Raw genomic sequence first — 22,833 nt, forward strand, 5'->3', positions numbered from 1 at the left:
GATGGCAATCTTTCAGTATGAAGGAAAGCTCCTGAATGGTAAACGTAAGAAAGGACGCATCACAGCCGTCTCACTTCGGGAGGCGAAAGATAAACTGCGTCAAGAATCGATTCTTGTGACAGACTTGTCTGAACTCGAATCGACTGGACTGAATAAAGAAGTCAACTTGTTACCGGAACGGGTCAAAATCGAACATTTGATCATGTACACCCGACAGTTCGCGACGCTCATCCGTGCCGGCGTCCCAATCGTTCGAGCGACTTCAATCTTACGTGTGCAAACCGAATCAAAAGTATTGAAGAAAGCATTAAGTCAGGTCGAAGATGATTTGAAAGAAGGAATTGCCTACTCCGAGGCAATCAAGAAACATCCGCGTGTGTTTTCGAACTTCTTCAGTTCGATGGCGCTTGCAGGTGAAACGAGTGGGAACTTGGAGGAGGCGCTCGACCAAATCGGGCTTCAACTCCAAAAGCAATATGATGTGAAGCGGAAAGTCATCTCTGCCCTCACGTATCCGTTGGTCGTCTCCATCGTTGCCGTCGGTGTGGTCGCCTTTTTGATGGTGAACGTCGTCCCGACGTTTGCGAGCATATTCGGTCAACTAGGGGGGGAGCTTCCACTGATCACGCGGATGGTCGTCGCAGTCTCCGATTTCATTGCAGCTTTTTGGTGGTTGTTACTCGGACTCGCGATTCTCGGAGTTCTCACCTTCATCTGGATGTTGAAGCGTGACCGGGAACGGTTCGTCATCGATGGTTTGCTACTAAAAATGCCGATTTTCGGAACGATTGTGATGAAGTCTCAGATTGCATTGTTAACTCGAAGTTTAGCGGTCCTTCTGCAGGCGGCCGTCCCAATTTTGACGGCGATTGAGATTACGGAAAGAATCGTATCGAACCGCGTCATCCGAAAAGGATTGACCGAAGCGCGTGAAATGATGGCGCAGGGGGTACCCCTCCACGAGCCACTCATGCGGAACTCAAACTTCCCGGCGCTCATGACGCAAATGATTGCCGTCGGGGAAGAGAGTGGAGATTTGGACTCGATGTTGAATGAAGTCGCTGAGTTTTATGAAACGGAAGTCGAGACAACAACCGACCGATTGAAGTCGATTATTGAGCCACTTCTTATCGTCGTATTGGCGAGTGTCGTCGGTGTCATCGTCATCTCGATTGTCGTTCCGATGTTCCAAATATATGGTGACATTCAAAATCAGTAGGAGGAATATGCAAGGTTTTGAAAATATACCTTTTCAATACTATATTTTGAAGGTATAGTAAAATTGTTCTACTTCTATATTGGGTCTAAAGTAATTTATCTAGTTTACACACAGCACATTACGCAAAAGGGGAGAATGGATTATGGTAGAAAAGTTGAAAATGATTTGGCAAGATGCCAAACAGTTAAAAGATGAGCGTGGACTCACACTCGTCGAGTTACTCGTCGTCGTTGTTATTTTAGGGATTATCGCAGCCATCGCAGTCGTTGCGATTGGTGGAATCATCGAGAACTCGAAGAAAGATGCAATGGTAGCCGATGCAAAACAGATGGTCAGTGCGGCGAAGTTACATACTGCATCTAACCCTGAAGCTTCAGAATTAACATTTATCACGCCAGCAGCTGGAACGACACCAGCATCAAAAGGTAAAGGATACGATTATATTTCAGATCTTAAAGATCCATTCGGTGATAGTGATTATACAGCTGCTAAAGTCACGATTTCTGAAGCTGCTGGAAAAATGAGTTATGCAGTAACTCTTAAAGGCAGTGCTGGAACTGAGTATTATTTCGAAGACACTCCTGAAAAAATGATTACTAAAGATACATTGGAATCTACTACTAAAAAGTAAACGAATCCGGCTGGCGCTGGGCACTCGCTCAGCCTAGCCGGTTTTCTGTTTTTGGCATATACTGACAAAAGGAGGATCCTTCCTTGATTGAATTGATTGGATTCTTATATAGCATCGTCCTCGGGGCGGTCATCACGTCGTTCACCAACGTCGTCGGGCTCCGCGTGCCACGTCAACAATCCATCGTGACACCACGCTCACACTGTCCGTCTTGCGGTCACGAATTGTCACCGTGGGAACTCATCCCGATTTTCGGCTATCTCGCCTTAAGAGGCAGATGTCACGGATGTGGCGAGCGGATCGCGCCGACGTATCCAATCTTTGAATTACTTGGAGCCATTGGATATGGCTACAGCTTTTCACTTTACGGATTCAGTGTGACGACGCTACTCGCGTTCGCTTTCTTGTCGACCTTACTCGCTTTGGCGATGTCTGATTTATCGACGATGCTCGTGCCGAATGTCATCTTGAAATTCACGGCACCGGTATTACTTCTCCTCACCTATCTCACAGGAGCATCTTGGTGGAACCCGCTTGTAGGGGCGTTGCTCGGATTTTCGCTCCTCGCGACCGTCTTTTTCGTGTCAAAAGGGGGACTTGGGGCAGGAGACGTCAAATTGTTTACTATGATTGGTCTTGTGCTCGGTCCGCGTGACGTGCTCGTCGCCTTGTTTTTATCGAGCTTGATTGGGGCGATCGTCGGGATCGGGTTGATGATGACAAAGAAAATCGGACGAAAGCAACCGATACCGTTCGTCCCGTCGATTGCGCTAGGGACGATGTTGACGTTTTGGTTTAGTGAAAGCTTTTTTGATTGGTATTTTGAGTTGATGTAGGGGGAAACGATCATGAGTCGTGGGATAGAGAAAGGGACGGTCACGTATTTTTCGTTTGATGCGCTCAGCATCCACGGGGCCGTCATCAAACAAGGGGTGTTCAAGCGAAGCGCCTCGGTTCAATTAGCAAAAGATGCATATGGAGAAGGAAAGATTCTCGATGAGACGTCATTTACGCTCGCGTTTGATGAACTCTGTCGCAAGTTGAAAGTTCGTCGTGGGATGACATGTGCGGTCGCATTGGACGAGACCGAAGTGTTGTCACGAAAAGTCGAGATTCCATCTTCGATTCCGAAGGATGAGATTCGCGGCTATCTCTTCATGGAAATCGGGAGCTCCATTATCTTGCCGTTCGATGACGTGTCGTTCGACTATGAAGTGTTAGGAGAAGACGGGGTCAAAACGGACGTCATGTTGCATGCCGTTTCGATTGAATTGACGAAGTCACTTCGTACTTATATGAAAAAACGTGGTCTCGCCTTGAAGAAGATCACGCCACGTTCTGTCGCGGTCGCCAATGGGGTCATGCGATTATCAGACATCGACCCGCTTCAGTCGACGCTCCTCTGGCATATCACGCCGTTCTCGCATCAATTGCTTGTGTTAGAAGAAGGGCAAATCCGTTTCATTCGTTCCATCGAAGTGGACCTCCCATATCAAGTTAGAACAGAGGATGGGGTCGTCACCTATACATATGATGGGACAGACGCGATGAAGGCCAATCAGTTAGATGACTGGTTGAACGAACTCGCCCGGTTCCTTGACTTCTATCGCTATTCACTGCGTACGGATGGTCGAGCCATCGATGAGTTATACGTTTCGGGTACTGTCCCGGAGGTGGATGATCTCGTCCGTATGATTGAGTCCGAATCGATTGTTTCTGTGACACGAGTCGAACAACCCCTCGCCATCGCTCACGGAACACCGCTATCGCATCAAATGTTGCCACTTCTCGGGATGGCGATGCTTCAACGCGATCGGGACACGAACTTCATCAACTCGACAGACGTGACGCTCCGTTGGCCAATCGTGACAGGTCTCGTCGCCCTTCTTCTCGGAGGTGGGGCGGCCGGATATTTGTACTATGAGGTCGGTCAACTTGAAGCAGAACAGTCCCAAATTGAAGAAGAGTTACAGCTCGTACAAATTTATCAAACGGAACAAGTGAATTCGAAAGCGCAACAAGTGCTCTCGCTCGACCAAACCGTGACGGCATTGACGGATATGGAAAAAGACGCGGTACCGGCATTGCGCGCATTGACTGAACAATTGCCGCCGACAGGTTACGTTTTGACGTATAACTATGCGGACGGCTCCATCATGAGCGTCCGGACCCAGTTCGAGACGTTAGAAGATTTGAACGCCTTCCAACGCTCGCTCATGACCGACGAACGGTTCCTTGACGTCAAACTTCTCGGTGTGACGACGGAGTTGAAAGCGGATGTGGATTCAGAAGAAGAGAACTCGTTTGAAGAGGACCCACTTCCACGATACATCGGCGAGTTCACATTCATGTTCCAGGACGTCGAAGATGAAGTAACAGAAGAAGAGCAAGCTGATGCGGAGGTGGTGAGTCAATGAAACGTTCGACAATTTATGCGTTATTTGCAATTTGCCTCCTTGCCGCAATCATTGCTCCGGCATACTTTGGATATACGTATTACGTCAAACAAGGAGAAGTCAAAGCGCTTGAGCGTGACCTCTCACTTGAACAGACAAAATTAGAATTATTACGTCAGGAAGGGAAAGCTGTTGATGTAGCGGACTCTCAGACGCTTCAGACACGCGTTCCGACAGCGCCTGCCCTCGACACGGTCGTCGAGGCGTTGTCACAGGCAAGTCTTCTTGCGGGTGTCAATGTGACAAGCATCGCATTTGCAGATGGTGTGTTGGCCGAGTCAGAAGTTCCGGAAACGGTGGAGCCGTTCAATCCGGCTGATGTGAGCGCAACGAATGAACCGGCTGAACCGACGGATGTCGCACCCGTCAATGCCTCGACGGTTCGTTCGACGGTCAATCTTCAAGCAGAGACGTATGAAGCGCTCGTCTCGTTCTTGGAGTCGATCGAATCGATGAACCGGATTCACGTATTGCGGACAGTTCAATTCACGGGACCTGCTGAGACGGGACCAAATACGGTCGAAGAAGTGCAGTCGCTCGAGTTTACAGTCGAGCTTGATGCCTTCTATCGTCCGGATCTCGACCAACTCGTCCCGGACCGTTACATTCCGGAACCGGCCTTCGAGCAAAAGGATATCCCGGTATACGACTATACGACACCATGAGTCGGCACGTCCCTTCGCAATTGAAGGGACGTGTTTTTCGTCTCAGGTGATTGTGTTCATGAGGCACGTTGCCTACAATCAACAGTGAAGACTGAAACGGGAAGGAACGCCGTTTTGGAAGAAGAGAAGGAGTCGATACAATGAATTCAACACAGAAGCGTGTCATTCTCGCCTCGATGTCACCACGACGTACCGAGCTATTGACGAAAGCTGGAATCAAGCATGAGGTCATCCCATCGACCGTGACGGAAGGGACGGACGGTCGGGAGACACCGAGTGATTATGTCGCTCGTCTGGCCAGGGAGAAAGCGATGGATGTGGCAAGGCAACACCGTGATGCCATCGTCATCGGCGCTGACACGGTCGTCGTCTTGAATGGGGTCATATTAGAGAAACCGACAGACCGTGAGGATGCGAAACGGATGCTTGAACGGTTATCCGGTTCGACCCATGAAGTGCTGACGGGTGTGAGTATCATCGGTACGACCCAAGATTTGTTCGTCACGACGACGCATGTGACGTTCACTGAGATTCCTGAAACCTGGCTAGCGGATTATCTGGATTCCACAGAGCCCTACGATAAGGCGGGTGCGTATGGGATTCAAGGGTCGGGTGGTCTCTTCGTCGAAGGAATCGAAGGGGATTTTTATAATGTCGTCGGATTACCGATCCATCCGCTCGTCAAGACACTCGACCGGCATGGGGTGACGCCTCGCTTCCTGTGAACTTGAAAGTAGGTGAAGGAATGACCATGGTTCTTGACCGTAGTGTAGAGACCGCCATCGCCAGATTGCTTCAAATCGGAGGACGGGGACCTGACCCGATGAAGACGGCCCGTCGTATCTCGGACGTCTACCCGACGTTACGGGCGCTGTCGCAAGCGTCCGTCAGTGATTTATGCAAAATCGAAGGGATGACGAAGAAGAAGGCAGAGCAACTTCTCGCCGCATTCACGATCGGGATTCGGTACGTTGAGGAACCGAAAGTAAGTATGCCGACGATTCGTTCGCCGCAAGACGCCTATGAGTTGTTGCGGGATGAATTGAGACTGTTGAATCAGGAGCATTTCGTCTGTTCTAAGTAGACATAAATACTAAAAAAATCTCACCATTTTGACATCGTATACTTTCTTTCCAGTCGGGCTAGCACCTTCAATAAGCTCAATGGATTCGATGAATTGTTGGACAAACGCTTGCTTCTCCTCATTCGTGAGGTATTCGTAGTTTTGATTAAACTCATTAGAGAGTTGTTTAATATACTCAGGGTTCATATTTCCGAAAGTCGTTTCTTCCTGAGAAGCATTTAATTGACGTTCTAAGTCCGAGTAGCGTTTTCTAGTGTCATCCATTCGATTTTTGAATTCGGTGTCAGAGATTAAGTCTGAGGCCCATGCACGTTGATATTTCTCACGTTCTCTCTCAATCCGGCGCATCTCGTTTTCTATTTGCTGAAGATTCTCTTTTTCAGCTTTAATTTCATCGTGATCACTATCACTGAATACAAGGGTGTTCATGTGGTGTATGAGTTGAAGCGTGAGCTTATATTCAGAAATACTCACAGGGGTCCGACCATCCAGAGCACAGGATTGGCAGCGATAACGGTTCGCTTTTTGTTCTAAGCCATTTTTATTTTTCCATCGTGAACACTCTGAACTCAGTCTGTTTCCGCAAGATGGACAAATAATTTTAGTTTGATAAATAAAATTATAGTTTGTCTCACGCTTCTTTTGGATCTTTCGTGATTGAATGATATTTTGAAGCTGTATGAACTCGTCTTTCGTCATGATTCCTTCATGGGTGCCCTCATAGATTTCATCATTCCATTGCATGGCACCGTAGAGCACCGGATTATGCAAGAGATCTAGTAATGAAGCGATATGCCATTTATAGCCTCTGCGTGGCTTATAAGAGGTGTTCTGCATGTACATGGATAACTGACGGAAACTGTAACCTTCTTTAACCTTACGTACCATTAGTTTTACGGCCTCAATCTCGTCTGGATTTACTTCTAGGCGTTTTTGATCGTTTTTCCTAAATCCATAAGGGGCAGGTGCGGACCATTCACCTTGTCGCGCTTTTTCAATCTGGCCGAGTCGTACGCGTTCTCCTAAGTTTGCTGATTCCCATTCCGCAATGGCTGCTACGATTGTGATGAACATACGGCCCATAGCTGTCGATGTGTCATAAACTTCTGTTGCTGATCGGAACTGACAATTGTGTTTTTCAAGAAAGTCTAGGATGTCGTGCAAGTCTCTTACACTTCGAGTAAGTCGGTCCAGTCGATAAACCAATAGCACATCTATTAATCCATCTTCGATATCTTTCATCATTTTCTTTAATGCTGGTCTCTCAGTAGATCGTCCAGAGATACCTTCGTCTACATAAAACTTAATTGTCTCCCAGCTCTGAGCGACACAAAATGCTTTTAGTCTCTCGCGTTGGCCAGAGATTGAGTAGCCTTCAATTGCTTGTTCTTCGGTAGAAACTCTTATGTAAAGTCCTACTCGCTTTTGAATCATATAGATCGCCTCCTGATTTAAGTATATTCAAATAAAAGATAAGAACAATAGTTCTTGCCGATAGTAAAAATCACAAATTTTTATTTGTTAATATACCTAAGCCTTGTAATGGGATAAAATAACATGAAGGAGCTAAAACGAAGTAATTTTTAATGGATGATTGGTAGAAAAAAGGAGTGTGTAATTTAGATATGGGATACTTTTCGTTACCAGATGAATATTTGTTAAACATTGATTATATTTTGAAAAGAGCCGATAACTCATGGATGAAAATTTTACAATCTGAATTTAACATCAGCAAAAAAAGAAAGTCAGAGGAATCTAGAAAGGAAATTCTTCATGGGGTAATGTTTGGTGCTATTCCATTCGATTTTTTTATAGAATGGTTATGCCATGTGGAGCTAGAAGGAAATAATTCAGTTTTTATTTATGAAGCTGAAGAGAATGATTTTTTGAGTAACATTACTATCGATGAATTATACGAGGCTAATCAACAGAATGTAGTACCTATTTATGAGTTAAATCCAAATACATTGAATGAAATAACTTTAGTGAACGTAAAGAAAATTTCAAGTACAGAGCAATTATTACTTTCGTTTGCTGCACCAGCAATAATTCATAATAAAAAGAACCAAAATTCTTTAGAATTTAAAAAACATATATATCTTGCATATATAGTTGTAGACTTTGATATGAAGACAGTCAATCTGTACTTGCATCCTACATCAGGTCTTTATTCGATATGTACAATTCCTAAAAAGAGAGAATTAGACGAATTGGCATGGCTTTTTATGAAATATTTTACTGATAACATTTTAAAGTTTACATATAAAAATCCTGAGTGGTTACACGAAGCTCTTTCTCAAATTTCTTCAGAATATTTTGCTCATAACAACCCTTTAATTGATTTAAAGGTAAATAGTTTTCTAGATAATTGTATGGATGAAATAATTGAAACAGTTTCATTTTTTGATGCTGATGTTAAAAAAGAAGATTCTTTATTAAGGATTAAATCGGGTATAAAGAATATATATGAGAGTGAATTAGTCGACATTCATAATCGTATTGAGACAAATATTAAGTTTCATGTATTCCTTCAACAATCAGATAGAGGAGCGACGCAATATAAGGCAAATTCTAGAGGGAAAACATTTAGTTATGCTGAATCAAAAGATATTATTCAAAAGATGTCCGAACATGCTGAACTTTTTAACATTGGAATTGTACATTTTGTTGAAGATAAACAGTTTCCTTATATCGTAAAGAAATCAGAAAAATATTTTTCGCTTAAAAAATATACAACTTCAGGTACTGAAAAGGAGGTAATAGATGATGTTTTACGAAAGCTTAATGAATATAAACATGAAATTGAATCTATCTATTCCTACGGAGAATCTGATGATTTTGAGCGACGAATTGACGATGCTAAGGCATGAAACTACGGTTTCTCCAAGATACCTTTCTCGTGTTACACGTATACGTTACAACGATTTGATTGATTTCCTTTACGCATTATCTGAAGAACTATTTATAGAAATTAGGTATATAGTTTATTGTACAAATGAAGATCCTGATTTAATTCATACTTTTGAATTCAAAAGTATGAAAAAGGTAAGAGACTTTATTAGTTCTCAAAAGTTCTTATGTTCTTATTGTAATGCACATTTAGATACACAAGACATAAGAGCAATTTTCGTAAAGGTAGATAAAATAGAACCTAATCAAACTTCTTTAAGGTATAAAGTATGAGGTATGATTCAGTTTCTGCTAAAGAAATCATAGCCAGAAAAAAAGATAATGAATTTTGGACTCCGATAACAGAAGAAGAACATGATTATTATCAAGAACTAATTGATGAGGTCAGAATAACCTTAGAAAAGGGTAGTAAAAAGCAAAAAGGTGATGCTTTGGAGAATTTAATGACATACGTCTATAACAGATTTCAAATAGCGTTTGTTGAAGAAAATTTGAGGAAAGGTGATAATCAAATCGATCACGTAATCCGATTTATTGATGGGATATCACCAGATTTTGTTTCTGAATGTATAGGAACTCGTATGATAGGAGAGTCAAAAAATCATAAAAAAGCTGTTAGTGTAAGAGAAGTTGCAGACTTAGTTGAACTACTACGGTCTAAAAAGGCAAAAATGGGTCTTTTTACTGCGTCAAAGACTTTTAGCAGGGGGAGAAATAAAAATCCTTGGGTGCATGCAGAAGGTAAAAGGCGGAAGTTAGCAATTGCATACAACAATGAGCGGATTATTCTAGGATTTACAATTGATGAATTAGAATCATTGAAAGAAAATAATTTTTACTCAATGTTAAAGAAAAAGTATTATTCATTGGTAGATGAGATAGATGACGATGTTACGGATTATCATACTGATGATTTAACAGAACCATATCCTGTGAGGTTATTTCACTCATTAATTCAACTTAAAGAAAATAAGATTATTGATGAACATGCATTTGAAATAGCATTAGATAATTTAAAAAATCGATATGGTGATTTGCAGTTTGATAATGATAAAATCATTTCTTTGGAATGACCAATAATTATATACTGAATGGTTTGTTCAGTGATTTCAAAATCCGTGTATACTAGAAACATTTTAGTTTGTATTAAAGGGGAAAAGAAAATGAGTAGACCGCAAATCATAAAAGAAGCATTGGAAAAGAAATATGGAGTTTCTAAATTCGAAGTCATGCATGGTATGTTTTCAACTTTGCCAATTATAGAAATGAAAAATGACGAAAAAGAAGTTAGTTATATTGTACCTCAAGCAAAAACGATTCAGCATGCTAATAAAAATTTTAAACTGACTTTTTCTGTAGGTGTAACCGGAGAACTTTTGAAATCAGCAGATGATATCAAGTTCAGCCTGTCTACCTCAAACGCTAAAGATCCTACATTAAGACGTATTTTTGCTTCTTCAATCCCTGAAGAAAATATTTCTAAAATTGGTAGAGGATTTGAGATGATGGCAGAAATAGCCGATTTAAATTTCGAAGAAAATACTAAACTTACATTGAGAGTAGAAGCTATTTTCAACGACGAAGAACTAATTAATATGGTTAATGAAAAACTAAATAAAAATGAAAAACCTATTGAAAAAAGTCTAATATTTAGCACAATCGCAGCTAGGATGTTAGTGATTGTGGAGGAAGATTAAATGGGTGTGAAGAAAAACAATCTTTATTACATTGGAAATTGGCAAAGTGAAGCGGGTTATTTGGATAATCAAGAACAAGTAATTGAAGTGAAAGAAAGTGAAGAACTCTTTTCTGGTGAGTCAGAATTTGCTTCAGTAACAACAAATGGTACAATAAATTTACATAGTCTTTTATTAAATTCTCGGTGGTTTAATTCGACCACGGAAATTGAACAGGATAAGCCAAATGAAATCTATCATCCTTTTAGAGAAGGAAGTGATCAAAACATGGTAGATAAGCGTATAGATCGATTAGAATACGAATTTGACAAGCATAAAGAAGTAACAGATTTAAAATTAAAAGGCATTGAAGAACGACTCGAATCTAAAATTGATATTTCGATAAACCAGGTATTAGGCGCCATTAAAGACATGGAATCTCAAATTAATAATAAATTGCATGAATCTCAAGCATCAACTATGAATAAACTCAATGAAATTAAAGATAAATCTTTGACCGAGAATGACGTAAAAGTCGTTATATCTGAAGAAATTCGAAATGCTTCTAGCTTAAAGCATACAAAATGGGCAGTTTACATTGCGATTGTTGTTCCAATTGTAATTCTGTTCGCAGAGCGTTTTATTAATTGAAAATACAGGTGAACAAGTTTTTTTCAAAGAGCTATCTCAATATGAACTGAATCAAAATTGGAACAGTTGAATAGTACGGTAAGACGATCTTTAGTACCTGAGTCCGAGTCTCCATCGGGCTCAGGTTTTTATATAGGAACGTTTACTGCTTATAATGTGTTAATCATTTAAAAAAGTAAAAAATGATACGTTGCGAGGAGGAGTATAGTTGTCAAAAAAATATAAGATTAATCTTGTAGGATGGATATTTTTTATACTCCTGACTCTCAGTAAAGAATTTTATCCTGAACAGTCTTCAATAATAACAACGGGACTTGGCGGTCTAATTTGCATGATTATTGGTTTGTCTTTAGTTTTTTATGGAATTAATGATAAACACAAAGATCGTAAAGTCGACAGTTGAATTAATCTTCTCAACGAAAAAACCACCTGCTCTAGGTGGTTTTTGTTTGCACTAATAGCAATAAATAAATATCCGTTAAGGAAAAACTATAGTGATGTAGATTAAACCTTGTAAAAATAATTCCTAAGTTGAAAATAATAGTAAATTGGAATATTATTTAAACATAAGTTACCTTTTTGTTGGTAATTAAAACAGTAGTACAGGAGGAAATGAAATGAAGAAGTTAATCGGGATTTTTTGTGCTATGATGCTGGTGACGGGATCATTAATTCCGTTTCAAAAAGCATCTGCAGAATCTGATTTAGAAGGAACACTGAAGGAAACAGTTCAAGTTGTACTATATTCGGACGAGACGAAAGTAATCATGTCTGAAGTTCCGAAAGAACACGTAGTGGAGTATCAGGCTAAACTTGAAGACCCTGCATTTAGAAATTCAGAAATTAAAAAAAGTGTGGGATCAGAAGAGGATCTAACTGCTCCTACAAAATTAGCTGCCTCTTTATCAAGGTCTAGCATTTCCCCAATGGCCGTGGTTCAACCACCTGATGGTGGTACTACTAAGGGCTATGTTAGATATATGACTAGAAACGATATCATTAAAATCATTAATAAATTTGATAATTCAAGAGATTGGCCAAGAGTACTTTCTAACCCAGGGACTGATTATCTAATTGCTAAGAGTCCTAGTGTTCTTGCTGCTATTAAAGTTATTCAAAGAATACCGAACTTTATAACGCTGGGGGCTACAGCCACTCTATGGTCAGCTGGTGACTTAGCTAATCGCCAAACTGCATGGTGGAAAGATTCGGCTATTCTGATTCTTAAAAAATCAATTACTGGAGTTAAATTGACAGTTAAGCCAAATACGAAATCAAATTATCCTGCTGCATATATTACATTAGTGAGATACTAACAATAACTTTCGTTCAAGTATAGAAGGGGGACTCCCATTGTCTAAAAAATTAAAGATAAACGTTATAGGATGGTTGTTTTTAATCTTCTTAACAATTAGTAAAATGTTCTTTGATGATCAGCTTTCAATTATTACAACAGGACTTGGAGGATTGATTTGCGTGATTATTAGTGTGTCAATGGTTCTTTATGGTACTGGAAAAAAAACTAATCATGCCAACAGTTAAATTAAAAAGAAACTCATCAAACATTTGATGAGTTTCTTTTTAATATGAAGAGTTAAGCAGATGTTCGATCAGTCTGATACGTTAACGGAATCTTCAGATTCAATCATTTGGTTAGAAACCCACTGCTTAATAGACGTATTTAGCATTTCAGACCAATTACTGAATGTAGTTGAGCTAGACACGTAATCGTTCAATTTAATGCATTTGAAGGCCTCGGAGTTATGTAGAAATTCCTTCGATATGTTTCCTTCTTTGAGCCATGTCTCGAAAGAGTAGGTAGATGAAAAAGTCGTCAAAAAATCTTCTGAAAACAGCTGATTGAATGGTACAGCGAGGTTTTCAGAAAATTTCTTGGTGGGACATTTAGCAATTCCATTCATACGTCACGATCCTCCTTTAGTAAAGGTTTGATGTTTACTTATTATAATATAGGGGTATTAATATATTCCACAAAGAATGTGTAGAAATGTGCAATCTTTTTTATACTCTGTATCTGAGTTTGCTTATTATAAAAAATGGTACATTGAAATATCCAATTCAGATAATCTTCAATGAAATTATTCAAATCATTTGCTAGAATAGAAAATGGAAACTAATTACCTTTTACATATACATCTATTCAATAGTGCCAAAGATAAAATCGTAATTTAGTTTCTTAATACTTAAGCGACTAGGGGAATTTTTTTGAAGAAGCTTATAGGAATCGCAATTATCGTTCAAACAGTATTGTTCGGAATGTTGCTTATCCAACTGGAAAGTCTTTCTGATACAATTGCACAAACTGGGGCTTATATTGCGACTAATAATGGGACGGTAGATTGGGGAGCAGGTCTCCCGATTCCATTTTTTATTTTGCTAGGGGCTTTAATAATTATCGGTGTGAAGTTAGTGTTCTCTAAAGAAAAAGATGTGAAGTAAAGAAGACCTGCGATTCTAGAGATCGCGGGTCTTTTGTCATTTAATGAGTTGTAAAAACAATAATTCGACAATGGTGTATTACAATTTGTCGAAAACAAAAAAGGCACCAAAAGGAGCCTTCATTCCAGTACTTTCGCTTTAGAGAGATTAAGCGTAACGAAATCAAAAAGCATTTATGTCTCGTACATGGGATAAAAAATACTTTTGTAATTCGTTATTATTTATAAAATATTTAAAATTTAAAATCTGGCGGCGACATAACGGCCACCAATCTTCCGATTACTTTTATATCCTTAGCTTCTTGATCAAGATACATTTTAGGAGCATGATCAGGATTGAAGCTAGAAGGTTCTAATAATATTCCACGGTCCAACAAGATAATGCGCTTCAAAGTCGCGTCGTACCCATTCACAATAACCGCAGCCACTTCTCCAGAATCAACCTGATCTGTTTTACATAGAATAGCGTAATGACCATCATGTACGATTTTATTCATAGAATCGCCTCTGACCAATAATCCAAATAAATTCTCTTCACCGTATTTAAGAATGACATGATCAGGAACAGAGGTTTCTGTTAGGTTCTCAATTGCTTCGAGAGGGATGCCGGCCGATATGCTACCGTACACCGGGATTTTATAATTCGATGCAGTGATTCGGGTAATGGCTTCGGGTGGGAGAGTCGAGTATTCACTTTCATCTTCTCTAATGATCGCTTCCCTTTTTTCCGTTAAATATGATCTAGGAATTCCAAAAAAATCAGCCATTAATTGAATTTTGTCTGGTCTTGGATAAGTTTTTGCGTTTACCCAATTTGCAATTGTCATATAAGGAATGTTTAATTCCTTTGCTAAATCACTAGTTCGAAGTCTTTTTTTACTTAGATAGAATTTTAAGTTGTCGGCAAATATTGCTTTCAAATTCTCACTCATTCCTTCCACCTCCTTATAAAATTGACTATAAACAAAAAAGGTGAAAAAAGAAACGGTATTTTCTCAAAAAGGTAAAAGAGTAATAAAAAATAGTTGTTATTATCTTTTAAAGGTGATAAATTTATCTTAACAGATAACTAGGAGGTGAAATCAAGTGATTAGAATTTCCTTAAAAGCGGCAAGAATTAATGCGCGGATTGATCAGAGAACAGCAGCCAAAGCGCTTGGTATCTCTACTAAAACTCTTCGAAATTATGAGAATGGCATAACTGCTATTCCTGGTCATTCGTTACGAAAAGCATCGCAACTATATAACTTTCCTGAAGATTTAATTGAGCTTCCTTGTGTAGAAGATGGAGAATATGATGATATTTTTTTAACATCAATCACCGTTTAAAGGTGAAATAGGTATTTAGCTGAAAGGAGCTTTAAAGATGGAGGAAAAACTCAAAAAAAGTCCAGCAGACTTTGGGATTTCACCGCAGACAGCGAAAGCAATGGTTCAGTTCTTTAAAAAGACATCTGCACCACGCTTAGCTGCAGCTAAGATGCGCGAAGAGGAAGAAAAGAAAGTCAAACAATAACTCGAGAAAGGAGAGAAGGTCATAGCTTCTCAAAGAATCACTTCAAATCAGTTGCATGTAACTATCGATTTTTCGGAGCACAAAGACTTGCAAGAATTAAAAAAAACTCCTTCAAATCGCTGGAGAGCAACTTGAGGAGTTAAGTATGACGCTCAAAGAGATAGAGCAACTTCAAACTAAACTGTCATGATTCAATTTCCAAGAATCTGATTTAATCCCCAAGTGCCTGCTGCTTTATGCAACATATCTTGCCAATCATTGAACTTTGTGGTGCTCGCAACGTACTGATCAAGTACTGATTCATCAATCGCTTCAAACTCTTCAGTTGACTCAGCAGAGAAGCCCCCAGCTTCGAACCACGAATCAAAATTAAAGTATGTAGTGTGTTCACGAATGAATGAGTCTGTCATCAAGTCTTCAAGTGGTACTGATTGCTTCCCATGAATCTCACTGGCATGATCAGCAATTTCGTTCAAGCGTTGAGAAAACTCATCAAATCCATCACGTTTCATCATGTTCACCTCCTTCCAATAATAGGATATCACGTGAGGTGAACTACAGGAATCGTAAACATCAAAAAAAGACCGGCCATGCGGAGCCGGTCCAGAAAGTAGTGATTATTTGTGAATGAACTTTTAGAGAGCATCCTACGTAGCATCGTAGAAGAACGTCTAGCTCAAGGGCGCAAAGGACTGGACCATTTGGTCAGTCTAATCGTCCTCGATGAAGAACAGGCGCATCACTACATTTTATGGAGACAGTATACCACGTGCATGACTGAACTGAAAAACGAGGAAGTGTTTTGCGCGGATGCAATAACGCTATCTGACGTTGAGTTCAATAAAAAATACGAATTTGTGGATTGGTTGGCAGCCGTCGAATATGCACTTGTTACACTGGCCATCACGAAAAGACAATCAGAGGGCCTTTATCTCTTGAAAATAAGAAAACTATTTAGAGTTCCAGAAAATCATTCAACTCAGGAACAAATATACATTCGAGCAACAGAGGAGGATAAAAAATGAGCAACGTTATTGCATTAGCGAACGTGAGCGGGATGAGCCGTGAAGAATGGTTGAAAATGCGTCGTAATGGGATTGGTGGATCGGATATCTCGGCCATCGCCGGATTGAACAAATACAAATCAGCGATGAGTGTTTATTTAGATAAAGTTGGTGAAACCAAAATCGAAGATACCACTGGAGAGGCTGCATATTGGGGCAATGTCCTTGAAGATGTTGTCGCAAGAGAGTTTCAATCACAGACGGATTTCAAGGTACGTCGTGACAATCGAATGCTCGCTCATCCAGATCATTCGTTCATGATTGCGAACCTCGACCGGGTCCTGATTGGTAAAAAAGAAATTCTCGAGTGCAAGACGTCTTCTGCGTACCGCCTAAAGGAATGGGAGGAGGACGAGATTCCGGCTGAGTACATCCTCCAAGTCATGCATTACCTCGCGGTCACTGGATACGAGGCAGCATGGATTGCAACCCTTGTCGGCGGTCAAAAATTTATTTACAAGCGTATCGAACGAGACGAAGAAATGATTCAGTACATCATCGGAATTGCGTCTGATTTTTGGAACAACCATGTCCTCAAGAGAGTGCCACCTGCTTATGATGGTTCAAAAGCGTCGAGTGATCTACTTGGTCGGATGTTTCCGACGGCAGAACAAGGTTCAGAGGCAGAGCTTCCGGACGACGCGGAAAAGTGGATTGAGCAATACAAGAAGACGAGCGAACAGTTGGATGAGTTGAAAGTTCAAAAGACAGAAGCGGAAAACAAACTCAAGGCGTTGATTGGTGAAGCGGAAATTGGTATCGCTCAGAATCATTTTGTCGAATGGAAGACGGTTAAAGCGCGCGAAACAATTGATTCAAAAAAACTGAAACTCGAGCATCCGGAAATTTATACACAATGCATCAAGGTAGGTAAACCGACAAGACGATTTGCAATCAAGGAGGCGAAGTAACCATGGCAAAAACAGCGGACGTGAAGAATCAATTGGCTAATCGAAGTGCACAACCACCGGCGCAAGCAGGAGACAATGAGCGTCGGCTCAAGTCCCTCATCAACAACAACTACAAGGCGATCCAGTCACTGGTACCCAAACATGTGACGCCAGAACGATTGGCACGTCTGACAATTAGTGCTGCCACTCGAAACCCGAAACTATTCGAATGTGACGAAATGACACTTGTCGGTGCAATCGTCAACTGCGCGGCGCTCGGAGTCGAACCGAACCTAATTGGACACGCCTATATCCTACCTTTCTACAACGGGAAGACGAAGCAAATGGAGGCACAATTTCAGCTTGGCTATAAGGGGGCGATTGACTTGGCTCGTCGCTCCGGTGAACTGAAGCAGTTGTATGCCCATGAGGTATATGAGGGTGACGAGTTCGAGTATGCGTATGGGTTAAACAAAGACCTGCACCATGTGCCATGCGGAGAGTCAGACCCGGACAAGGTCACCCACGTCTATGCAGTCTACCATCTCAAAGATGGTGGGAATGACTTTGTGGTCATGACACGAGAGCAGATAGAGGGTCACCGTGACCGATTTACCAAATCAAAGTATAACGGTTCGATTGTCGGACCTTGGAAAGATCACTTTGTCGAAATGGCGAAGAAGACAGTCATCATTCGATTACTTAAGACGGCTCCATTGTCTATCGAACGAGAGAATGGAGAAGTACAGCATCTAGGAGAGCTTATTCATGCGGACAATAGCGTATCACGTGTACGTCAGTCAGCTGCGACCAGTCAAGCCGTGATTGACACGTCATTCGTAGATAACGGTACAGAATATACTTTTGAAGAGGTACAACCAAAAGCAGAGAAAGACGATGATCCATTTGCAAATGAGGAGGAATAATAGTGGCAATTTACAGACAGATTCATATTGATTTTTGGCAGGATGAAATGGTCGCAGATTTCACACCTGAAGATAAATATTTCTTCTTGTATTTGATGACAAACAACAAGACAACTCAGAGCGGTGTCTATCGCATCAATAAACGAGTGATGGCATTCGATTTAGGTTGGGATAAAACAACTGTCGACAAGATGATTGAACGTTTTGTCGGATACGGTCGCATCAAATATAACGAGGAGAATTCCGAGTTAATTATCATGAACTGGCTAAAATATAACTCAGCCCGTTCACCGAAGGTTGCGCAACTGATAGACAAACAGTTGATGGAAATCAAGACAAATGAGTTCAAAGAAGATGTAATCACACTATGCATACAGTACGGATACCCTATACAGACGATATCGCAACCAGAACCAACAGATAACCAACATAATAACCATAACCAACAGAATAACCAACAGACAGACGAACAGTTAAAAAATGAGTCGGTCGATCATGTCGGTCATATGATTCAAGTCTATGAATCCTTCATCGGAATTTTCCCATCAGGATTTGCAAAAGAACTAGAGGCAGCTATTCAAGAATTTGGATTTGAGTTGGTCGAGCGCTCCATACGAATCGCGAGTGAAACAAATAATCGAAATTGGAAATATATCCAGGGCATCCATCGTAATTGGAGTAATAACGGCATTGACTCAATACAAAAATTGAATGCTTTTGAACTAGAACGTAAAAACAAACAATCAAAAACAGATAGGTCGCCTAAGACATTCAAACCAACTTTCGATTAAGGGGGACTGATGGATGGAGCATGTTAGCAGAATTTCAACCGGTTTGGTGGGTCAATTCAAGTTCGAGAATTCGAATCAGTCCTGTTGCCTGCGCTGCAGATCAGAATATCACTTTACTAAATTCTATGACCCACGAACACAAGAACGAGTAGAATCGTGGACACCTTGCGGATGTGAGGTGCTGGACTATATGCAAGAACGTCAGAAAGAAGCAAAAACCAAAAAAATGCAGAGACACTTGAAGACATTCAACGAGAACTCGCTCGTGAACGAGAAAATCAAAGACGCCACGTTCAGCAATTTTATTACTACCGACGAGGACTTCCGAGAGGTTGCTCGCTCGGTCCGGAGATATGTGAGTGAGTGGCTACCAGGAAACGTGCTCCTTTACGGGTCGTACGGCACCGGCAAAAGCCACTTGGCCATCAGTGCCACGAAATTAGCCATCAACAACGGTCATACCGCGCTCTTCATCAGCGTCCCGAAACTGTTCAGCAAAATCAAGGAGACTTACAATCGGGATTCTAAAATCACCGAAGATGGACTAATCGGGCTTATCAATAGCGTAGAGCTACTAGTGCTCGATGACATCGGGGCGGAGAGCGGTCGCGAAGCGTGGTGTCAGGACAAGCTTTTCTTAATCTTAGACGGCCGCCAAGGGAAGCGGACCATCTACACGACAAACCTCGATGCAGAAATGCTGGAAGAGAAAATCGGAGGTCGCAACTATGACAGGATGGTTGACGACTTGAAGCGATATTCGATGGTGGGAGCGAGTCATCGTCGCAAAGAAAAATTGGCGTGGTAAAGGAGAGATAGATATGGACCTATTTGAATATACAGAGGAAGGCAATTGTTGGGCTTATAAGCCCGTGATTGAAACGGACCCAGAGAAGATTGCAGAGGCAGAGCGTCGATTTGACGAACTGCTGAAGAAATTAGAAGAGGATCGAGCTGCATGACGGGGTTTGGAATCATGGTAGCGATTGCTATCATCGCAGTCCCTGCGCTTCACTTCTCACGATTGTCGTTTGGTCATACGAACATATACAGGAGCTTGAGAGATGAGTGATTCAGTAACGGAGTTTGCGGTAGCCGGAATCATCATCTGTCTGGGGTTCATTGCCCGGACAGTTCAGGATAAATTAAAAAAATATCTAAATGAGAGATAAGGTATACCTATTGCTTATTTCTCATTTAGATAATATTCATGTCATTCAATACAAACATTATAGAATTGGTTTCCAAAAGTAGTGACTTGCGCACGTCCTTTTTGTAAAGATACCTCATAGCCTTTTTTATTACTAAGTTCAACTATTTTTAAATATTCTTCAGTTTTTTGGAATGGTTCATACAAATCATCATTTTTGAAATGAAATAGATAATCTAATTCGATAAGTCCTAATCTTTCTAAATTTTTCAAAGAAGCAGCATTTAAATAATGGTCTTTACAATTGTCATTATTTAAAAATAAATCACGGAGAATAGGGAGTTCACCACTATTGATATCTGCTAGAACCAAGCAATTTGCAATTGGAAGCCCAGTGTCATTAACCCCTATGAGACTGAGGTTCTGAGCATCCAAAGGAGTCATTTGCTTTATCATTTCTATAAAAGAAGGGTGAGCATTTGAGGTAGTTTCACTATTCATTGATGAAGCTATTAGTTTCGCAAACATATTTCTAATTGGTTCATCTTCAATATAGTACTTTGATGCTTCAAGTGCTGGTCCGACAATATTTAATGGTGGATCAATTAAATTACTTTCAGGAATTTTTGAAATTTCTGTATCTAGTGATTTAGAATAGGCCTCTAAGTTTTTTTCTTGTCTAAGTCTATATTTTTCAGTAGGAAAATTAATCGGACTGAAAACCACGTAAAAAATATTACTGACAAACCTTCCTACTTCTTTGGCAGGATCAGAAAGAGCATTTTCTAAAATCTTTGGCACAACTGTAAGAAGTGGATTTTCTGGCAAATGTATCATCTCCTTGTATTTTTATTCCATTGTACAAAAAATAATGTTTTAAGAAAACAAAATAAAAATTATTGAGAAGGAGTGCATGATATTGAACCAACTCAAATGGATTGAAACACGGGTCAAAGACGACAAGCGATTACGCAGACAAGTAGATGAATTGCTTCATCGATATTTCAAACTCCCTTTGCTAATCCAACAGGCAGAGGAAATCATCAATGGTGGACCGGAGATAAGTCTTCGGTCCTCTCTGACTGTCAACTATGCTGCCAGTGAGTCGATGAGTCATCCGCACCGATTGAAGGAGCAACAGCACTACGATCAGATGATTGTTGAAGCTGAACGAGAACTTATTGTACTTAAAAATGAACTCAACAAAATGAACTGGATTCGAACTTATTTGGCTGCGGACGAGTTGAGTGTTTGGGATCACAAGTATAAACGGCGTCGACGTAAAGATATTTACGTGCGAGATGAACTCGGTTGGGGGAATGACAGGTTCTACAATGCGTTAGATGGACTTCGTGGACAGATAGCTGATATTTTCAGACTATGGTATAAATAAGTCAGGAAAAAAACAGGAAGATAACAGGATGAAATCAGGATAAGTTTATAATAATTTGAGTTTATAATTGATAGTATTAGTAGTCTCACACAATGCAAGTGAACTCTTGTTACTATCATTAATAATTGGTAAAGGAGTTGTTAACCTTGAAGTTTGAGGAATTTGTAGATCAAATGTACAGTGAACTACCGGAAAAAGCGCAAGAACCTGTACGCATATTGGTGGATGGAACCGCTACTCTAGCCCCTGTTTTGGGTAAATACTACCATCAGTATCAACATAGAAAAATAGACCGTGCCTTTAAAGAAATGGGTCCTAAACTTGAAAAAATAGCTTCAAAAATTGAAAATAGCGAAGAAACTGAACTGTTTAAAGAAGAAATCTTCCCGGTGATTGTCAGTAAGATATTGAATGAACCTCAAGAAGAAAAAATTAAAGTTATTATTGATGGTTTCGAACATTTAGTTGATAAAAATATTACTGATCTTGATACGATTTTTCACTACTACGATGTTTTAGAGGAATTGAGGCTCGCTGACATTGTATTCTTGATAAAAAACTATAAACCTATTGATTATTCGAAGGCTACATTAAATATTAGATTGGAAGACCCAGCGGAAATGTATGGTCTTAGTCAATCAGAAAGAAGGGAGTTACAGGAAAGAAGAGCGGAAAGAAAGGATGTAGAAAGGTATTTAGTAAACAAATTAGAGCGATTGGGTTTAGTTACTGAAAAGAATGATGATTACAGAAAGAGCTATGGTGAACCGACTAAGTCTCCTTTTGACAATATCCCAAAATCATTTAGTTTACTTGATTACGAATTAACTCCATTTGGTAAACGATTTATTATTTTCTTCTCCTCTATAGACACAATATCCGACAATGAATGATTTATATATTATAGTTTTGGCGCCTTAGGCGTCTTTTTTGATACCTTAAAATGGTTTCTGATGATGAACAATTCTCCTCTTGTTCCTGTCGTTTCTTAGGAAGTGGTTTTATGGTTACAAATTAAGGAGGGGTATTACGATTTGACTTACAGTGTTAACAATCAAACGATACGTGGAAATACGAATAGAGGTCTAGCATTTTACAAAACAAATCGATGGCTGAGTAAGCGCAAATTTATCTTTAAACAGCACGATTACTTATGTGCTGAGAGCAAACGTTACGGTAAATCAGAGGGGGCACAGGTGTTACATCATATCTATCCGCTTGAGCAATACCCAGAGCTTGCATATGAGGACTGGAACTTGATACCACTGACCAATAAAATACACAATACATTCCATGATAGAAACAATGATACTGTGATTGGAAGAGGGTTGGAATGGCAACAAAAGCGAAGG

The 22,833-nt window shown here is 40.3% G+C and carries 29 protein-coding genes; 25 read left to right on the forward strand and 4 right to left on the reverse strand.

The genetic code is table 11. The features are described from left to right. Window position 1 precedes the first annotated feature (1 nt). The 7 genes from KNO90_RS07955 (at window position 2) to KNO90_RS07985 (ending at window position 6,055) form a co-directional block, all read left to right on the forward strand. Window positions 2-1,219 (forward strand): type II secretion system F family protein, encoded by a 1,218-nt coding sequence (locus KNO90_RS07955; RefSeq protein ID WP_215113389.1) that lies wholly within the window; start codon window positions 2-4, stop codon window positions 1,217-1,219. 142 nt (window positions 1,220-1,361) lie between these two features. After that, window positions 1,362-1,850 (forward strand): prepilin-type N-terminal cleavage/methylation domain-containing protein, encoded by a 489-nt coding sequence (locus KNO90_RS07960; RefSeq protein WP_084155992.1) that lies wholly within the window; start codon window positions 1,362-1,364, stop codon window positions 1,848-1,850. Window positions 1,851-1,933: 83 nt separating this feature from the next. Then, window positions 1,934-2,686, forward strand: a complete 753-nt coding sequence (locus KNO90_RS07965) for a prepilin peptidase (protein ID WP_214779063.1) — start codon at window positions 1,934-1,936, stop codon at window positions 2,684-2,686. 12 nt (window positions 2,687-2,698) lie between these two features. Beyond that, window positions 2,699-4,267, forward strand: coding sequence for a pilus assembly protein PilM (gene pilM / locus KNO90_RS07970; protein WP_215113390.1), 1,569 nt, complete (start codon window positions 2,699-2,701; stop codon window positions 4,265-4,267). After that, complete coding sequence (locus KNO90_RS07975) at window positions 4,264-4,971, forward strand: hypothetical protein (protein ID WP_215113391.1); 708 nt, start codon at window positions 4,264-4,266, stop codon at window positions 4,969-4,971. The genes pilM and KNO90_RS07975 overlap by 4 nt, the downstream gene beginning before the upstream one ends. 140 nt (window positions 4,972-5,111) lie before the next feature. Next, window positions 5,112-5,696 (forward strand): Maf family protein, encoded by a 585-nt coding sequence (locus tag KNO90_RS07980; RefSeq protein WP_215113392.1) that lies wholly within the window; start codon window positions 5,112-5,114, stop codon window positions 5,694-5,696. A 20-nt stretch (window positions 5,697-5,716) separates the two neighbouring features. Next, on the forward strand, window positions 5,717-6,055 hold the full coding sequence (locus KNO90_RS07985) for a helix-hairpin-helix domain-containing protein (protein ID WP_251127405.1): 339 nt from the start codon (window positions 5,717-5,719) through the stop codon (window positions 6,053-6,055). Window positions 6,056-6,064: 9 nt separating this feature from the next. Here KNO90_RS07985 and KNO90_RS07990 read toward each other — a convergent pair whose 3' ends face one another. Next, window positions 6,065-7,489: a recombinase family protein gene (locus tag KNO90_RS07990; RefSeq protein WP_215113393.1), complete on the reverse strand. Its 1,425-nt coding sequence runs from the start codon at window positions 7,487-7,489 to the stop codon at window positions 6,065-6,067. A 191-nt stretch (window positions 7,490-7,680) separates the two neighbouring features. On the opposite strand from KNO90_RS07990, the gene KNO90_RS07995 reads away from it, so the two are divergent. From KNO90_RS07995 to KNO90_RS08030, 8 genes are all read left to right on the forward strand, one after another. Continuing rightward, a complete protein-coding gene (locus tag KNO90_RS07995) occupies window positions 7,681-8,925 on the forward strand; it encodes a hypothetical protein (protein ID WP_215113394.1) in 1,245 nt (414 codons plus the stop codon). 309 nt (window positions 8,926-9,234) lie between these two features. Next, window positions 9,235-10,038: a restriction endonuclease gene (locus KNO90_RS08000; protein WP_215113395.1), complete on the forward strand. Its 804-nt coding sequence runs from the start codon at window positions 9,235-9,237 to the stop codon at window positions 10,036-10,038. 90 nt (window positions 10,039-10,128) lie between these two features. Next, window positions 10,129-10,662: a hypothetical protein gene (locus tag KNO90_RS08005; protein ID WP_215113396.1), complete on the forward strand. Its 534-nt coding sequence runs from the start codon at window positions 10,129-10,131 to the stop codon at window positions 10,660-10,662. Next, window positions 10,663-11,292: a hypothetical protein gene (locus KNO90_RS08010; RefSeq protein WP_215113397.1), complete on the forward strand. Its 630-nt coding sequence runs from the start codon at window positions 10,663-10,665 to the stop codon at window positions 11,290-11,292. Window positions 11,293-11,500: 208 nt separating this feature from the next. Beyond that, window positions 11,501-11,695: a hypothetical protein gene (locus tag KNO90_RS08015; protein WP_215113398.1), complete on the forward strand. Its 195-nt coding sequence runs from the start codon at window positions 11,501-11,503 to the stop codon at window positions 11,693-11,695. A 214-nt stretch (window positions 11,696-11,909) separates the two neighbouring features. Further along, on the forward strand, window positions 11,910-12,608 hold the full coding sequence (locus tag KNO90_RS08020) for a hypothetical protein (RefSeq protein WP_215113399.1): 699 nt from the start codon (window positions 11,910-11,912) through the stop codon (window positions 12,606-12,608). Between the two features lie 37 nt (window positions 12,609-12,645). Then, window positions 12,646-12,834 carry a hypothetical protein gene (locus KNO90_RS08025; RefSeq protein ID WP_215113400.1) on the forward strand — a complete coding sequence of 63 codons (189 nt, stop codon included), beginning with the start codon at window positions 12,646-12,648 and terminating at the stop codon, window positions 12,832-12,834. A 684-nt stretch (window positions 12,835-13,518) separates the two neighbouring features. Next, entirely contained in the window at window positions 13,519-13,752 is a 234-nt protein-coding gene (locus tag KNO90_RS08030; RefSeq protein ID WP_251127406.1) for a hypothetical protein, read from the forward strand. 232 nt (window positions 13,753-13,984) lie between these two features. Here the strand turns inward: KNO90_RS08030 and KNO90_RS08035 are convergent, their stop codons facing one another. Beyond that, the gene (locus tag KNO90_RS08035; RefSeq protein ID WP_215113401.1) at window positions 13,985-14,683 is read right to left on the reverse strand and encodes a LexA family protein; all 699 of its coding nucleotides are present in this window, start codon (window positions 14,681-14,683) and stop codon (window positions 13,985-13,987) included. A 154-nt stretch (window positions 14,684-14,837) separates the two neighbouring features. Between KNO90_RS08035 and KNO90_RS08040 the strand changes: the two genes are divergently transcribed. Together KNO90_RS08040 and KNO90_RS08045 are read left to right on the forward strand one after the other, a co-directional pair. Continuing rightward, a complete protein-coding gene (locus KNO90_RS08040) occupies window positions 14,838-15,080 on the forward strand; it encodes a helix-turn-helix domain-containing protein (protein WP_215113402.1) in 243 nt (80 codons plus the stop codon). 37 nt (window positions 15,081-15,117) lie between these two features. Then, window positions 15,118-15,267, forward strand: coding sequence for a hypothetical protein (locus tag KNO90_RS08045; RefSeq protein WP_215113403.1), 150 nt, complete (start codon window positions 15,118-15,120; stop codon window positions 15,265-15,267). Between the two features lie 191 nt (window positions 15,268-15,458). On the opposite strand, the gene KNO90_RS08050 is transcribed toward KNO90_RS08045, so the two are convergent. Next, a complete protein-coding gene (locus KNO90_RS08050; RefSeq protein ID WP_215113404.1) occupies window positions 15,459-15,782 on the reverse strand; it encodes a hypothetical protein in 324 nt (107 codons plus the stop codon). Window positions 15,783-15,890: 108 nt separating this feature from the next. Between KNO90_RS08050 and KNO90_RS08055 the strand changes: the two genes are divergently transcribed. From KNO90_RS08055 to KNO90_RS08080, 6 genes are all read left to right on the forward strand, one after another. Beyond that, entirely contained in the window at window positions 15,891-16,292 is a 402-nt protein-coding gene (locus KNO90_RS08055) for a hypothetical protein (protein WP_215113405.1), read from the forward strand. Then, window positions 16,289-17,242 (forward strand): YqaJ viral recombinase family nuclease, encoded by a 954-nt coding sequence (locus KNO90_RS08060; RefSeq protein ID WP_215113406.1) that lies wholly within the window; start codon window positions 16,289-16,291, stop codon window positions 17,240-17,242. Before KNO90_RS08055 ends, KNO90_RS08060 begins: the two co-directional genes overlap by 4 nt. A 2-nt stretch (window positions 17,243-17,244) precedes the next feature. Further along, window positions 17,245-18,147 carry a recombinase RecT gene (locus KNO90_RS08065; RefSeq protein WP_215113407.1) on the forward strand — a complete coding sequence of 301 codons (903 nt, stop codon included), beginning with the start codon at window positions 17,245-17,247 and terminating at the stop codon, window positions 18,145-18,147. A 2-nt stretch (window positions 18,148-18,149) separates the two neighbouring features. Beyond that, window positions 18,150-18,938 (forward strand): DnaD domain-containing protein, encoded by a 789-nt coding sequence (locus tag KNO90_RS14840; RefSeq protein ID WP_215113408.1) that lies wholly within the window; start codon window positions 18,150-18,152, stop codon window positions 18,936-18,938. Between the two features lie 190 nt (window positions 18,939-19,128). Continuing rightward, window positions 19,129-19,746, forward strand: a complete 618-nt coding sequence (locus KNO90_RS08075; protein WP_215113409.1) for an ATP-binding protein — start codon at window positions 19,129-19,131, stop codon at window positions 19,744-19,746. A gap of 13 nt (window positions 19,747-19,759) precedes the next feature. Further along, a complete protein-coding gene (locus KNO90_RS08080) occupies window positions 19,760-19,900 on the forward strand; it encodes a hypothetical protein (protein ID WP_214684689.1) in 141 nt (46 codons plus the stop codon). Between the two features lie 251 nt (window positions 19,901-20,151). Here KNO90_RS08080 and KNO90_RS08085 read toward each other — a convergent pair whose 3' ends face one another. Continuing rightward, a complete protein-coding gene (locus tag KNO90_RS08085) occupies window positions 20,152-20,916 on the reverse strand; it encodes a DUF4393 domain-containing protein (protein ID WP_215113410.1) in 765 nt (254 codons plus the stop codon). A gap of 91 nt (window positions 20,917-21,007) precedes the next feature. Between KNO90_RS08085 and KNO90_RS08090 the strand changes: the two genes are divergently transcribed. Continuing rightward, window positions 21,008-21,481, forward strand: a complete 474-nt coding sequence (locus KNO90_RS08090) for a hypothetical protein (protein ID WP_215113411.1) — start codon at window positions 21,008-21,010, stop codon at window positions 21,479-21,481. 146 nt (window positions 21,482-21,627) lie between these two features. Continuing rightward, a complete protein-coding gene (locus KNO90_RS08095; protein WP_215113412.1) occupies window positions 21,628-22,374 on the forward strand; it encodes a hypothetical protein in 747 nt (248 codons plus the stop codon). Window positions 22,375-22,833 lie beyond the last annotated feature (459 nt).

Source organism: Exiguobacterium sp. s63, from assembly GCF_018617335.1.
Classification (GTDB): Bacteria; Bacillota; Bacilli; order Exiguobacteriales; family Exiguobacteriaceae; genus Exiguobacterium.